Raw genomic sequence first — 13,267 nt, 5'->3', positions numbered from 1 at the left:
AGGCGGCGCCCCCGCCGGAGACCGGCGGGGGCGTTCCCCGGTCAGCGCTTGTAGCGGCGGCCGTGGATCATGTTGATCATGCCGAGGACGCGCGCCATCTCCTTCTCGGTGCGGGCGAACGTGGTGAGGTTCATGGTCGCGAACCGCTGGCGCGTGATGGCCTTCGGGCGGGCGAACTCGCGCAGGCCGTCCGCGCCGTGGATGCGGCCGAAGCCGGACTCGCCGACGCCGCCGAACGGCAGGGCCGCGACCTGGGCGAACGCGGCGAAGGCGTTGATGGACGTCATGCCCGACCGCATCCGGCGAGCGACGTCCATCGCGCGGGCCTTGTCGCCGGAGAAGATCGTCCCGGCGAGGCCGTAGCTGGTCTTGTTGGCCTTCTCGACCGCCTCGTCCATGTCCTTCACGCGGTGGACGGTGATGGTGGGGCCGAACGTCTCCTCGCACACGGCCGACGAGTCGTCCGGGACGTTCGTCAGCACGACCGGCTCGACGTAGGGCTTGCGGACGGACTCGGCGCCGCCCACGACCGCCTTGCCGCCCTTGTCCAGCGCGTCCTTGATGTGGCGCTCGATGATGTCGAGCTGCGAGGGCATCGTGATGGGGCCGTAGGCGGCCTCGCGGTCGAAGCCGGGACGCAGGTCGCGGGCCTTCTCGGTCAGCTTGCCGAGGAACTCGTCGTAGGCCTCGTCCACGACGTAGATCCGCTCGACGCCGATGCAGGTCTGGCCCGCGTTCGACATGGCGCCCCACAGCGCGGCGTCGGCGGCGGCGTCGAGGTCGGCGCCGGCGTCGACGATGCAGGCGTCCTTGCCGCCGCACTCGGCCACGATCGGGGTCAGGTTCTCGGCGCAGGCCGCCATGACGCGCTTGGCGGTGCGGGCCGAACCGGTGAAGGCGATCTTGTTGACGTGCGGGGACGAGGCGAGCGCCGCGCCCGTCTCGCCGAGCCCGGTGACGGTCTGCAGGACGGGGTGCTCGGGGATCACCGCGGCGAACAGCTCGGCGAGGAACACGCCGACGCCCGGGGTGAACTCCGACGGCTTGAACACCACGGCGTTGCCGGCGGCGAGCGCGTAGGCGATCGAGCCCATCGGGGTGAAGATCGGGTAGTTCCACGGCCCGATGACCCCGACGACGCCGAGCGACTGGTACTCCAGGACGCAGCGCTGGTTGATCGCCATGAGCCCGGGATAGACGTTGCGCGGTCCGAGGACCTTCTGCGCGTTGCGCGCCGCCCAGTCCAGATGCGTGATCGCCATGATCGTCTCGAGCTGGGCGTCCTGGACCGGCTTGCCGGTCTCCTGGTGGATGAGCTCGGCCATCCGGTTCAGGTTGCGGGTGAGCGAGCCCTTGACGTTCAGCAGCCGGAGCCGGCGCTCCTTCCAGCCGAGGGCGCGCCACCAGCCGGCCGCCTCGCGGGCGCGCTCGACCGCCGCGGCCACGGCGGCGCCGTCCCGGACGGGGTGCTCGGCGACGACCTCGCCGGTGGCCGGGTTCAGCGACGTGAACGTCTCGGTGTTCTCCGTGGCCACGGACATGGGGAACCTCCCGGGAGGGGCCTGGTAAGTGACTGCTTGCACGGCAGTACCGGCTAGTAAACCACCCTATGTGCCGGCTCGGGCGTCGGGGATCCAGCTTCCGTGGAATCCGGCCGGAACGCGGCGCGGCAGCCGGACGCTCGCGGCGGGCGACAGGTCCGCGGCGTCGAGCACCAGCAGCTCGGACGCCGAGCCGCGGGTGACGATCGACAGCAGCCAGCCCTCGTCCTCCGCGCGGGCGCCCGCCGCCGGCACGAAGACCGCCTCGCCGACGTGCGCGTCCTCGCCGAGCTCGTGCGCGGACGTCCCCTGCCCGCGCAGGTCGTACTTCACGATCGACTCCCCGCCCACCGTGTAGAGGTAGCGGTGCTCCCTGCCGGTGCGGGTGTCGTCGTGCGTGGGGAACTCGACGCCGCGGTCGTCGAGCGGCCCCTCGGTCGCGCGGCGGGTGACGGGGTCGAGGATCCAGCGGTGCAGGCTTGCGTTCTGCGAGCGCACCGCCCCGGTGGCGGGGTCGACGGTTCCGCCGATGTCCTCCCAGAGGGAGACGAAGTTCTCGGGGCGGTAGCGCGCACCGTCCACCACGATCCGTCCGGCGGCGTCCTCGTGGGCGTTGCCGACGTGGAAGACGTAGCAGGGGTCGATCTCGTACCAGGTGACCTCGTCCGTGCCGTCCCGGCGCATCACGCCGAGCCGGGCGCCGTACGCGTCGTCCCAGACGTAGGGCATGCCGGTCGATCCGGACAGCGCCAGGTCGACGTCGAACACCACCGGCAGGTCGAGCCAGACCACGTGGTTCTCGGTGATCGCGAAGTCGTGCATCATCGTCGGGCCCGCCACCCCGACCTCGCGGCTCTCGGCCAGCGTCCCGTCCGGCGCCAGCCGGTGGAAGGTGAGGTGGGGCTCGAACGCCCCGTACCCGAAGAACAGCAGGTCGCCGGTGACCGGGTCCTCCTTGGGGTGCGCCGTCATGGCGCTGGTGAGCCGCCCGCCGAAGTCGCAGGCGCCGATGGTCTCCAGGTCGGGCGTCACCTGGTACGGGAACCCGGCCTCGACCAGGGCCCAGATCTTGCCCGCGTGCGGGACGACGTGGGTGTTGGCCTGGACCGAGCGGCGGTCGAAGGTGAGGTCGTCGCGGACGAACGGCGTCCCGTTGAGGAAGGCGTCGGTCCGCACCCACCGGTTGCGGTACCACTCGGCGCGGCCGTCCCGCAGCCGGATGCCGTGGATCATTCCGTGGCCGGTGAACCAGTGCCTGCTCGGCTCGCCGGGCTTGGGGTTCGGCCCGTTGCGCAGGTAGCGGCCGGTCAGTTCGGGGGGCAGCACGCCGGTGACCTGGAGGTCGCGGGCGTCGGTCTCGTCGGGGACGGGGGCCAGGTGACCGTCCAGCCAGGTGGCGGGGCGCTCGGTGATGTTCTCGCCCATCTCGGTGCTCCTTTCCGGGCCGCTCCTGGACGGGAGGTCAGCGGGAGGACGGCTCGGGCTGCGACGTGGCGGGCGCCTCCGTCAACGGTAGCCCGAGCCGCGCGAGGTGGCGCCTGCGCGCGGCCTCGGGGTACCGGGCGGTGACGGCGGCGGGGACCAGGAATCCGGCGATCTTGACGGCGACCAGCAGCGCCGTGTCGTCCGGTGACCAGTGCTGGACGCAGCCGAGGGCGGCCGCCAGCACGGTGAAGCTCGCCGCCCACACGGTGGTGAGCACGCGGTTGATGCTCCGGAACACGTCCGTCGCGGCGATCTCCGCGGTGACCTGGCGGCGCGCGATGCCCGCCGTGAAGGGGCGTCCGAGCAGGAGCGTCGCCCAGGCGGTGAGTCCCAGCCACCCGATCGCGAGCGAGGCGCCGTAGTCCAGCGCCGGCGAACCGGGGACGGTGAAGGCGAGCGCGGTGAGGGCGGCCATGAAGGCCGAGGTGGAGATCTCCAGGAGCAGCGAGTCGGCGCGGTGGCCCCGGCGCAGGTCCTGGCCGAGCAGGGCCAGCGCGGCGACGAGCCCGGAGACGGCGCCGGCCCGGTCGCCGAAGCCGCTGACGGCCGCGAGCAGGATCCAGGGGAGGAAGGTTCGGGCGTAGTACTTCGGCATGGCCGGGGCCTCCTGGCCTCACATTCCAACTTTGACATGTCGAAGATAAACATTCCAATTTAGACATGTCAACTGTGAAGGGTTAGAGTGCGAAGCATGAGTTTGCGACATGCGGTGCTCGGGCTCATCGCCGAGATGGACGGCGCCAGCGGCTACGACCTGCTGAAGATGTTCGAGATCTCGCTGGGGAACGTCTGGCCGGCCCGGCAGAGCCAGCTCTACGGCGAGCTGGGCAAGCTCGCCGACGCCGGGCTGATCGAGGTCGCCGAGGAGGGGCCCCGCGGTCGCAAGGCGTACCGGATCACCGAGTCCGGCCGCGCGGAGCTGCGCCACTGGCTGGTGGACGTCCCCTCGAAGGGGAGCCGCAAGGACGAGTCGCTGCTGCGGGTCTTCTTCCTCGGCCTGGTCGAGCCGGAGGACGCCCGGCGCTACATGCGCGGGCACGTGGCGGGGCTCGGGGAGTACCTCGACGAGCTGACCGCCCTGGAGAGGAACGTCGACTGGGGCGAGGACGACCTGTCCGTCTACGGACGGCTGGTCATCGAGTACGGCAAGCGGTTCGCCGCGATGCGCCGGGACTGGTTCGACTGGGCCTCTCGCGAGATCGAGTCCCTCGGCGGGCGCGAGCGGGCCGCCGAGCGCGGGTAGCGGGGCAGGACGAAGGGGCCGCCACGCGGCAGGGCCGCGAGCACTGAGGCTCGCGGCCCGGCGGGGGGTCGGTGGAGGGCGTGCGCGCGGTCAGCGGAAGTCGTGGGCGTGGTCGGCGGCCCACTCCTTGAACGTCCGCCCTGGGCGGCCGGTGATCCGCTCGACCTCACCCGACGGCGCGGCCGGGTGGTCGACGGCGCGGGCGCGCAGGCGCAGCAGGACGTCCACCAGGCCCTCGCGCATGTAGGGGCGGCCGAGCATCTCCTCCCGCGCCTGCTCGGGAGTGACCTCCTCGAACCGCGCCGGACGGCCGGCCGCCTCCCCGATGAGTCCGACCATCTCCGGATGGGTGAGCGGCTCGGGACCGGTCAGCACCGGCTTGGCGCCGACCAGGGCATCGGTGAGCAGGGCCCTCGCAGCGACGGCCGCGATGTCGCGCTCGTGGATCGGCGTGCTGCGCGCCGCCGCGTACGGCTCGCGGACGGGCTCGCCGGCGCGGATCGCCTCGCGCCACGCCAGCGCGTTGGAGGAGAACTCGCCGGGACGCGTGAACGTCCACTCCATCCCCGTCGCCTCGATCGCCCGCTCGATGCCGAGGTGGTGCGCCGCCAGCTCGTTGGACGGGTCGTCGTCCAGCGCCGCGGCGGACGACAGCATGACGACGCGCCGGACGCCGTGGTCGACCGCGCGGGTGAGCAGGTCGCCGAGGCCGTGCCAGAACACGGCCGGGTTGAGGAAGAGCGACGTGACGCCGTCCAGCGGCATCTCGTCGGTGCGGGCGACCTGCGCCTCGCTGGGCAGGTTCGCGGTGGCGGGGTCCCGGGACAGCGCGCGGACGGCGGCGCCCGCGGTGAGCAGCTCGCCGACGAGGTGGCGTCCGACGTTGCCGGTCGCTCCGGTTACGAGAATCATGCCGCTAGCTTCAACCAAACAGATGAACATGTCAAACAGCCGGATGGTTGAACTCCTCAGAAGCCCGGCTACCATGGGGAACGTGACGGAACCGACGAAGCGGCCGGCGACGAAGCAGGCGAGGCGCGCCCCCGCCCCGGACGAGCGCACGCTCGACGCCGAGCGGTCGCGGCGCCTGCTGCTGGACGCCGCGCTGGAGGAGTTCTCCGCCAAGGGCTACGCGGGCGCCCGCGTCCAGGACATCGCCGACCGCGCCGGCGTCAACAAGCAGCTGATCAACTACTACTTCGGCGGCAAGGAGGGGCTGTACTGCGAGCTCAACCGCCGCTGGCTGGCGCGGGAGGCCGAGTTCAACGACCCGGACGTCCCGTTCGACGAGATCGTGGTCCGGTACCTGCGGCACGTCCTGGACGACCCCCGCGGCACGAGGCTGAACGCCTGGCGCGGCCTCACCGAGGACCTGGACGACATCCCGCCCGGCCCCCGGGAGGACCTGTCCGACATCGAACGCCGCCAGGCCGCCGGGGAACTGCCCGGCGACCTGGACCCGGCCGCGATCATGTTCGCCGTGATGGCGATGGTGTCGGCGCCGGTCACCAAGCCGCTCGCCGTCCGCCACGTCTTCGGGATGGACCCGGAGTCACCCGAGTTCCAGGAGCGCTACGCCGAGCAGCTCCGCCGCATCGTCCGCCACCTGACGGGCTAGTCGAACGGCCGTCGAACGGCCATCGCTCGCCGCCCACGGTCGGAACACCGGAAGGTCGCCGTCGCGCTACATCACTGCGAGTGCCGACTTGGATACACTGTGCAACCGGAGTCGGAGGTAGGGAACTCCTGCGGTGGTCACGACGTCCTTTTCCGTTCCTCCCGGGGAGTTGCATGTGAAGACCGCTTCGCCCGCCCGAGCCGCAGCGGCCGCCGTCGCGGTGGCCGGGCTGCTGTCCTTGGCGGCCGCCATGCCGGGCGCGGCGGCCCAACCCGGGTCCGCGCCGCGATCGGCCAAGGCGCCGGTCTCGCAGATCGAGATCGTCGTCGGCCCGCAGAGCGGGCGGGGTCAGCTCTCCCAGGCGACCTGCCCCGCGAGCAAGCGCGTCCTCAACGGAGGTTTCGAGAGCACGGGCTTCAGCCAGTCGGGGAGCGGCGACCCCTACGACGGTGTCACCGCCAACGGACCGACCCTGGACGGCAGGGGATGGGTCGCACGGCTGCTGACCGGCACGATCCGCGCCCGCGCGGTGTGCGTGCCCGAATCCCAGGCCCCGCAGGCCAGAGGCGGTCCGGAGAGCACGCCCCACGGCGAGTCGGCCGCACTCTGCCCCGGCGGCACCAAGGCGATCGCCGGCGGCTACGTCGCCAAGACCTGGCCCAAGAACAACTACGGCGAGTCGCTGGACGACGTGTTCACCAACGCCCCCAGGGGGGACGGCGGCGGATGGAGCGCCAAGCTGTTCAACGGCAAGGTCGAAGCCCGCGCCCTGTGCAGCTGATCCCCGGTCGCGGTGTGCTCTTCGCCGTGCTCACACGACGGACCCGGTGAACGTCCGGGGCCACCGCGCTAGTTCTTCCACCACTGGAACAGGTAGTGCCCGAGCTCGATCGGGAAGTGGTCGATCGAGCCGTTGACCCGGAACGGGAACTCGCCGAGGCCGATCGCGTCGGTGAGGTAGTAGATGACGTTGAAGAAGCCCTGGTTGATCGGGCCCAGCCACAGCAGCGCGATCAGGATGAGGAACGCGTAGCCGCCGTAGGCGTTCGCCTGGTCGGCCAGGCGCCGCGGCAGGTACGGCTCGACGATCCCGAAGCCGTCCAGCCCGGGGATCGGCAGAAGGTTCAGGATCGTGGCGGTGACCTGCAAGAACGCCAGGAACGCCAGGCCCGACCAGAACAGCGCGTGGTCGGCGTCGGCGAAGTTCTTGAAGATCACCGCGAGCATGATGGCGAACAGCGCGTTCGACAGCGGGCCCGCCGCCGAGATCAGGCTGTGCCGCAGCCGGCCCTGGATCACGTGCCGGTCGATCCACACGGCGCCGCCCGGCAGGCCGATGCCGCCGAGCACGATGAACACGACGGGGATGAGGAAACTCAGCGTGACGTCGGAGTACTTCAGCGGGTTCAGCGTGAGGTAGCCCTTGTCGGCGACGCTGCGGTCGCCCGACCGGAAGGCCATGTACGCGTGCCCGAACTCGTGCAGGGACAGCGACAGGATCCACGCCGCGATCACGAACCCGAACAGCGCGATCCGGCCCGGCTTGTCCAGGATCGTCCCGTACCGCCAGGCGATCAGGCCGCACAGGACGGTCGCCGCCACGACCGCGAGGAACACCGGGCTCGGCCGGACGGCCGCGCCTCCCCGCCTCTCGCGCGCAGTGCCATTCATCGTTCCCGGCCCCTCTCGCCGCGCCGTCTCCGCGGCGTCCCGTCCCACGTCCTCATGCGGAGGCCGGCCGCCCGGCCGCCGGCGCCGCGATGACCGGGACGACGTAGGTGCGCAGGAAGCGGCGCAACCCGTCGGCGTCCCGGTCCCGGTCCATCACGATCAGCGAGGTGATGATGCGGAAGAGGAACTCGACCGTCCCCTCCACCTCGATGTCGGTGCGCAGCTTCCGCTGCCGCTGCGCCTGCTCGAAATGGGGCCGCACGTACTCGCAGCACAGCGCGAGCACGTGCTCGGCCGCCCCCGCCACCGCCGCCTGCATGTGCCCCGCCGCCTCCGGGACGAGGAAGTGCGCGATCGCCGGCTCGTCGCGGACGTAGTTCACCGCGTCGAGCGTCCCCTCGACGATCGCCTCCGAGACCGAGCGCTCCCGGCGCAGCCGCTCGGCGAGCCGGTCCAGGAACCGTTGCAGGTCGCGCACCACCACGGCGAGGATCAGCTCGTCCCGCCCGCCGGTGACGCTGCGGTACACCGTCGCCCGCGACAGCTTCGCGGCGGCGGCGATGTCCTCGACCGTGGTCTTGGCCACGCCGAAACGGCCGAAGCACACTTCGGCCGCGTCGATGATGCGCTCGCGCGTGGCGTCGCCGGTGACCGGGGGCATGACCCGAACATTACCGGCCGCTGGTCGGCGCTCAGTCCAGCGTGTACTCCAGCGCCCAGGTGTGCCCGCCGTCCTCGGCGACGGAGATCTGGCCGACCCCGCGGATCCCGGCGAGCTCCCCCGTCCCCGAGGTGGGGACGATCAGCCACCGCAGCCACTGGGTGTCGGCCGTCCCGTCCTCGCTGCCCGCGCTGTGCTGCAGGACGAACGTCCCCTCACGGCCGTGCAGGATCCCCTGGACGTGCTCGATCCCCACATAGGCGACCGGCCCCGCCGGTGACTCCACCGTGATCAGCTCGGTGGAACTCGTCCCCACGAGGTCGCCGTGGAAGGTCTTGCCCACGTGAACCCGGGTCAGCCGGTTTCCGCTCTGCTCGTCATAGGGCTTGTCGGCGTCCCACGCCTCGATGTCGAATTTGCCGCTGGCTTGAAACGTCATGCCCGCCATGATGCCCGCCCGGTCCGACACCAGGGGAGACCTACGCCCACCTCACCGATCCGGTCGCCCAAGCACCCGGATGCCCCGCCACCCCCTCCCGGCCCGGCAAGCGCACGCGGCAGAACCCGCACGTTCCAGTCATGGCCTCGTCAGGGGACGAGGTCGACCACTCCCTTGCCGCTCGCCATGTCGAACGGCACGGAGGCCTGGTCGTGAGCGATCAGCCAGGCGTCGTCGGTCTTCCGGAAGCAGAAGGTGGCCCGGACCCACATGCCGTTCGTCGCCGTCCCGTTTCCCAGCGTGCCGCTGAGCCGGCCGAAGCAGTGCCCGAAGGCCACGTCGTCGCCCGCGGTGACTGTCAGGTCGCGGACCTCGTACGCCACCTCCTGGAAGAACGTGAACACGTTCGTCCAGTTCTTCAGCTTCGCGGCGATCCCGACGTGCTGGAGCGGCGGCTCGACGTCGAAGGACACGACGTCCGCCGCGTACACCCGCTCCAGGGCCTTCAGGTCCTTGGCGCGGATCCCCTCCACGATCGTGCCGACCAGCCGCCGGATCTCGGCTTCGTCGATCTCGCGTTGCGTAGGCATGCCCGACCACTCCTTGGATTCAGTGAGGAGTCTGCTTCCTCACCCCTATGACGGAGCAGCCCCCTGAAATGTGATGCCCCCACAAGAAGCCGTCTGGCACGGTAACCCGTTCCGCCGCATGGGCGTTTCGGCCGCCCGTGGGGCTTTCGGGGACGCCGCGTCGACCGACCCGACACCGCGCAGTGTGGTTCCGGCCGACATGCAGATCAGGGGGACTCGGTGCGGGCGCGGCGGCTGCGGAAAGCGGCGGCCCGAGCGCGGTTCTGGCAGGTGACCGAGCAGTAGCGGCGGTCGCGTGTGGGGGAGGCGTCGATATAGACGTCGGCGCAGTTCCGGGCGGTGCAGGTGCCGAGGCGTCCGAACCCGTTCCTGCCGAGGTGGTCACGGATCGCCAGCGCCGCGGCGCCGGCCAGGGCCCGTTCGGGCGCGTCGGTGGACCAGCCGGCGACCACGTCGTCGTCGACGACGGTCACCCGCGGGGACACCCCGGCGGAGACGAGAACTCTGGTGACCTGTCTGGCGCACTCGTGTGGAACGCCGGTGGCGAAGGCCGGATAGAGCCGGTCGGCGACATCCTGGAGCGTGTCGTCGTCAAGGTCGCGCGCCAGTTCGTCGGGGATGCCGAGCGGCAGTCCGCCGGCCGGCGGGAAGGGGTGGTCCTGCTCCCCGGCGACCGCGCGCGGAACGGTGCCCCACTCATTGACCAGGTCGACCAGCACCGCGGGCGCCATCGCCTGGATCATCACCGCCATGCAGGCAGTCTAACGCACTGATACGCAGAAGCCCGTTGCGCCCGCGGCGTCGGCTGTCATAACGTACTGAACGCTGTCAGTGCGTTATGAAGCCGCCGATGTGGCCCGACCGGTGCCGCTCGGAGGCCCTGCCGCGGCCATGCCTCCCACCACCCGCGCGGAGCTGCATGGCGGGCGCGACTGCGATGCCGACCTGCTCATGACAGGTCGGCATCGCAGCGATCGGCTCGGGGTCATTACCGCGCCCTGAGCGGCCACAGTTCCCACCGGAACGACGCAAAGGCCGAGACGAGTGGCCGCCACCGAGGGAATCGCCCCGCCCCGCCCCGGCCCGGATGCGGTTGCGGTTGCGGTTGCGGTTGCGAAGACGTTCTCAAGCTTCATTTGCAAGGTAAGAGCTGATGCGGAATCCCATGGAGAGAACTGTGTACGCCCTGGCCTGTGCGCCGGCCGTCGCCGGGCCCGTGGTACGTGTGCACTCGGGCAGGGCAGTTGATCCGGCCATGTCGTCGGGGGTTCCTGCTGGAAAACTGCGCGCCGACAGTGCCTCGCTCGGCGATGTCGCACCATCTGCGGCCAGAACGGCACGGGATCGGCCTCCCGCCCCTCCGTCATCGAAGGCGACCTGGACTTGCGCTGATCGAACGGCTGGATCAGTGGACGGTGTAGGGAGCACGGCTTCGGCGGAGCGCCCGGCGGAACGGTCCAAACGGGGCAGGCGTGTGACGGCAGTGCTCGATGTCGGCGGAAGAGGAACGAAAGAGCGCACTGACGTCCGCCCTTGAAGGTTTTGAAAGCCGAATGGACTCGTTTGTGGCTACCGGAGTGCCTGCTGCCTTCGGTGAGTCATCAAGAGGCTTGCCTCGGTGCGGTCTCCGATCATTGCCGAGGAAGAGTCCACCGTGAATCCGAAGTGTGCGATCCGAGGGGCATCAATCAGTGGTCAACGAAGGTCAGTTCCAGAGGATCGCGGAATATCCGGGGATCGACCCGCTCGGCGATCTGTTGGAGCGGCCGCCGCGCGACCGGATCCATGTGCGAGATGAGCATCCGGGTGATCGGTCTCCGTTCATCGCGGTTCTGGGATCGAGCGGGTTTCGGGCGAGTTGGCAGGCTGGGCTCGCTCATGTGCTGGAGGAGGTGGGCGACCCGGTCCGCTGGGATCTGGCTTCGGGCGGCACCATCGCGGGACTCGCGGCCGCGGCGGGTCTGGGCAGGCACTGGCGTCGCATCGCGAATGCCGGTGCTCCGACGCACAAGATCCTCAAGGTGCCGCCCGGGCTTCGGTGGTTCGAACGCAGGAATCTCGACCTGGCCGGTGTCTTCGAGATGACCGAGGTGGAGGAATGGCTGGCCGACTGGCTGGCCTGGGCGGGGGTGCGAACCTTTCGCGACCTGCGGTACGAACCTGGCGACCCGAAACCCGTCGGTGTCTCCCATCGTGCCGGAATATGTGTCTCCGTATGGCGAACGGAAAGACCCTTTCCGATGCGGTGCACGGCCTCCCAACTGCGCGACCCGGAGTTCGTCCACCGCGCCTTCCGATGGGCGTTCTACAGTCGGCAGTTTCCCTGGCGCAGATTTCAGAGTATGTGGGTGCCCGACACCGTCGGTGAGCATCTACCTTGGCTTAAGGACGAGATCGACGACCACAGTCCGGCTTTCTGGGCCCGGGTGTCCATGAGTCAGTGGCCGGCCTGCCTGCCCACAGTGTTCCAGGACCCGAACACCCTTCAGCTGGTCTTTCTCGCCGATGGCGGCCACATTGACAACCAGCCGAGCCTGTTCAATGACGGCCGCCTGCCTCCCCTTCCCCTGCTCAATCCGAGACTGGCGCAGAACCGGCGGCAAGGCAGGACCGGTCAGTGGAACTGCGATTCACGACGCATGCCTTTCGGCAGGGTCGTTCGTTTCGAAGTGACACCGGAGACCAACTTCGGGTCGCTTCAGGTCGACGGGCTGACCTCGTCGGATCGTGACGCCATGTGGCGAAGAGGAGTCATCCAGGGCCGGTTCAGGCTCCCCCTCGAATTCGCCGAACTGACCAGGTGCCACGCCCGAGCACGCACCCGGCACGGTCGACCGGGCCACAGAGTCGTCATCGAAGTACCAGGACTTCACGGATTCCAGGCCATCGCCGCCGCGAGAAGGCAGGGAACCAGACGAGTATTTGATCACCGGAGTTGAACGTTTCGCGCGCCGCAGGCAGGTCGCGCAATGAGGAGATGATCGAATGAATGGCTCGCGTATACTTGCCTTGGGGCACTATCAGCCCTCCAGAATTCTGTCGAATGACGAGCTCGCCGCCCGGCTCGACACCAGCGACGAATGGATCACCCGCCGGGTGGGAATCCAGCGGAGGCGCATCGCCGCGGTCGGTGAGACCGTGGACCAGATGGCCGCCCATGCCGGAGCCGACGCCCTGGACGGCTGCGGTCTGCCGCTGGACTCGGTGGACCTGGTCGTGGTCGCGACCTGCACGGCCACCGAGCGCGCTCCCAACGTGGCGGCCCGCGTGGCGGCGGACCTGCACCTGCGGAACTGCGCGGTCATCGACGTGAACACCGCCTGCTCGGGCTTCACCCATGCGCTGGCGATCGCCGATCACAGCATCCGCTCCGGAGCCGCGGGGCACGCCCTGGTGATCGGCGCCGACAAGCTCAGCGACGTCGTCGACTGGGACGACCGGTCGGTCAGCGTCCTGATCGGCGACGGCGCGGGGGCCGCGGTCGTCGGGCGGGCGGCGACTCAGGGCATCGGCCCGGTGGTGTGGGGCGCGGCCCCGGAGAAGGCGAGGGCGATCCTCATCGAAGGAAACCCCCCACGCTTCACCCAGGACGGAACCGCGGTCTTCCGCTGGGCCGTGACCGAGGTGGCTCGGCATGCCCGCGCCGCCTGCGACCTGGCCGGTGTCCCGCCGGCCGAGCTGGCCGCCGTGGTCTTCCACCAGGCGAACCTGCGGATCATTGAGAAGCTGGCCGCCCAGCTCGGCGCGGTCAACGCGATCCTGGCCGACGATGTCCGGGAGTCGGGCAACACCTCTGCGGCCAGCATCCCTCTGGCACTGTCCAAGCTCGTCGAGCAGAACCGCATTCCTCCGGGAGCGCCCGTGCTCCTGTTCGGCTTCGGCGGCGGCCTCGCCTACGCCGGCCAGGTGATCCTTTGCCCGGAGTTCTCCGGGAGAGGGGGAGGGGCGCCACTCCTCGAACATTGACCGCACGAGTGCTCGGCCGCGTGGAACATTGCCCTCAGCCGGCCGCCTCGGTC

14 protein-coding genes are annotated in these 13,267 nt (G+C 70.2%); 5 read left to right on the top strand and 9 right to left on the bottom strand.

The features are described 5' to 3' along the window. Positions 1–41 precede the first annotated feature (41 nt). The 3 genes from CHC11_RS03580 to CHC11_RS03570 form a co-directional block, all read right to left on the bottom strand. A complete protein-coding gene (locus CHC11_RS03580) occupies positions 42–1,541 on the bottom strand; it encodes an aldehyde dehydrogenase family protein (RefSeq protein ID WP_089310080.1) in 1,500 nt (499 codons plus the stop codon). A gap of 66 nt (positions 1,542–1,607) precedes the next feature. Further along, positions 1,608–2,966 (bottom strand): carotenoid oxygenase family protein, encoded by a 1,359-nt coding sequence (locus tag CHC11_RS03575; protein ID WP_089310079.1) that lies wholly within the window; start codon positions 2,964–2,966, stop codon positions 1,608–1,610. Between the two features lie 37 nt (positions 2,967–3,003). Then, the gene (locus CHC11_RS03570) at positions 3,004–3,621 is read right to left on the bottom strand and encodes a hypothetical protein (RefSeq protein ID WP_089310078.1); all 618 of its coding nucleotides are present in this window, start codon (positions 3,619–3,621) and stop codon (positions 3,004–3,006) included. 96 nt (positions 3,622–3,717) lie between these two features. Between CHC11_RS03570 and CHC11_RS03565 the strand changes: the two genes are divergently transcribed. Then, positions 3,718–4,269, top strand: a complete 552-nt coding sequence (locus CHC11_RS03565) for a PadR family transcriptional regulator (protein WP_089310077.1) — start codon at positions 3,718–3,720, stop codon at positions 4,267–4,269. Between the two features lie 90 nt (positions 4,270–4,359). Here the strand turns inward: CHC11_RS03565 and CHC11_RS03560 are convergent, their stop codons facing one another. After that, entirely contained in the window at positions 4,360–5,181 is an 822-nt protein-coding gene (locus CHC11_RS03560) for an NAD(P)H-binding protein (protein WP_089310076.1), read from the bottom strand. A gap of 82 nt (positions 5,182–5,263) precedes the next feature. Between CHC11_RS03560 and CHC11_RS03555 the strand changes: the two genes are divergently transcribed. Beyond that, positions 5,264–5,887, top strand: a complete 624-nt coding sequence (locus CHC11_RS03555; protein ID WP_245918680.1) for a TetR/AcrR family transcriptional regulator — start codon at positions 5,264–5,266, stop codon at positions 5,885–5,887. Positions 5,888–6,062: 175 nt separating this feature from the next. After that, on the top strand, positions 6,063–6,668 hold the full coding sequence (locus tag CHC11_RS03550; RefSeq protein ID WP_089310074.1) for a hypothetical protein: 606 nt from the start codon (positions 6,063–6,065) through the stop codon (positions 6,666–6,668). 68 nt (positions 6,669–6,736) lie between these two features. On the opposite strand, the gene CHC11_RS03545 is transcribed toward CHC11_RS03550, so the two are convergent. The 5 genes from CHC11_RS03545 to CHC11_RS03525 form a co-directional block, all read right to left on the bottom strand. After that, positions 6,737–7,558 (bottom strand): site-2 protease family protein, encoded by an 822-nt coding sequence (locus tag CHC11_RS03545; RefSeq protein WP_089310073.1) that lies wholly within the window; start codon positions 7,556–7,558, stop codon positions 6,737–6,739. Positions 7,559–7,610: 52 nt separating this feature from the next. Next, on the bottom strand, positions 7,611–8,219 hold the full coding sequence (locus CHC11_RS03540; RefSeq protein ID WP_089310072.1) for a TetR/AcrR family transcriptional regulator: 609 nt from the start codon (positions 8,217–8,219) through the stop codon (positions 7,611–7,613). 31 nt (positions 8,220–8,250) lie between these two features. After that, entirely contained in the window at positions 8,251–8,658 is a 408-nt protein-coding gene (locus CHC11_RS03535) for a DUF3224 domain-containing protein (RefSeq protein ID WP_179278658.1), read from the bottom strand. Between the two features lie 149 nt (positions 8,659–8,807). Continuing rightward, on the bottom strand, positions 8,808–9,248 hold the full coding sequence (locus tag CHC11_RS03530) for a YybH family protein (protein ID WP_089310070.1): 441 nt from the start codon (positions 9,246–9,248) through the stop codon (positions 8,808–8,810). 206 nt (positions 9,249–9,454) lie between these two features. Next, a complete protein-coding gene (locus tag CHC11_RS03525; protein WP_089310069.1) occupies positions 9,455–10,000 on the bottom strand; it encodes a CGNR zinc finger domain-containing protein in 546 nt (181 codons plus the stop codon). Between the two features lie 939 nt (positions 10,001–10,939). Between CHC11_RS03525 and CHC11_RS40035 the strand changes: the two genes are divergently transcribed. Both CHC11_RS40035 and CHC11_RS03520 read left to right on the top strand, forming a co-directional pair. Then, a complete protein-coding gene (locus tag CHC11_RS40035) occupies positions 10,940–12,187 on the top strand; it encodes a hypothetical protein (RefSeq protein WP_143226902.1) in 1,248 nt (415 codons plus the stop codon). Positions 12,188–12,233: 46 nt separating this feature from the next. After that, the gene (locus CHC11_RS03520) at positions 12,234–13,214 is read left to right on the top strand and encodes a beta-ketoacyl-ACP synthase III (protein WP_089310068.1); all 981 of its coding nucleotides are present in this window, start codon (positions 12,234–12,236) and stop codon (positions 13,212–13,214) included. Positions 13,215–13,267: the final 53 nt, after the last annotated feature.

Origin of the sequence: Actinomadura mexicana (assembly GCF_900188105.1) — a bacterium.
Lineage (GTDB): Bacteria > Actinomycetota > Actinomycetes > Streptosporangiales > Streptosporangiaceae > Spirillospora > Spirillospora mexicana.
The sequence above is the reverse complement of the archived record's forward strand: the minus strand, read 5'-3'. Positions and strand labels throughout refer to the sequence as shown.

Bases quoted from the DNA above. Each gene is read 5' to 3' on its own strand.
- CHC11_RS03580 (WP_089310080.1), bottom strand. From the start codon at position 1,541: ATGTCCGTGGCCACGGAGAACACCGAGACGTTCACGTCGCTGAACCCG.
- CHC11_RS03575 (WP_089310079.1), bottom strand. From the start codon at position 2,966: ATGGGCGAGAACATCACCGAGCGCCCCGCCACCTGGCTGGACGGTCAC.
- CHC11_RS03570 (WP_089310078.1), bottom strand. From the start codon at position 3,621: ATGCCGAAGTACTACGCCCGAACCTTCCTCCCCTGGATCCTGCTCGCG.
- CHC11_RS03565 (WP_089310077.1), top strand. From the start codon at position 3,718: ATGAGTTTGCGACATGCGGTGCTCGGGCTCATCGCCGAGATGGACGGC.
- CHC11_RS03560 (WP_089310076.1), bottom strand. From the start codon at position 5,181: ATGATTCTCGTAACCGGAGCGACCGGCAACGTCGGACGCCACCTCGTC.
- CHC11_RS03545 (WP_089310073.1), bottom strand. From the start codon at position 7,558: ATGAATGGCACTGCGCGCGAGAGGCGGGGAGGCGCGGCCGTCCGGCCG.
- CHC11_RS03540 (WP_089310072.1), bottom strand. From the start codon at position 8,219: ATGCCCCCGGTCACCGGCGACGCCACGCGCGAGCGCATCATCGACGCG.
- CHC11_RS03535 (WP_179278658.1), bottom strand. From the start codon at position 8,658: ATGACGTTTCAAGCCAGCGGCAAATTCGACATCGAGGCGTGGGACGCC.
- CHC11_RS03530 (WP_089310070.1), bottom strand. From the start codon at position 9,248: ATGCCTACGCAACGCGAGATCGACGAAGCCGAGATCCGGCGGCTGGTC.
- CHC11_RS03525 (WP_089310069.1), bottom strand. From the start codon at position 10,000: ATGGCGGTGATGATCCAGGCGATGGCGCCCGCGGTGCTGGTCGACCTG.
- CHC11_RS03520 (WP_089310068.1), top strand. From the start codon at position 12,234: ATGAATGGCTCGCGTATACTTGCCTTGGGGCACTATCAGCCCTCCAGA.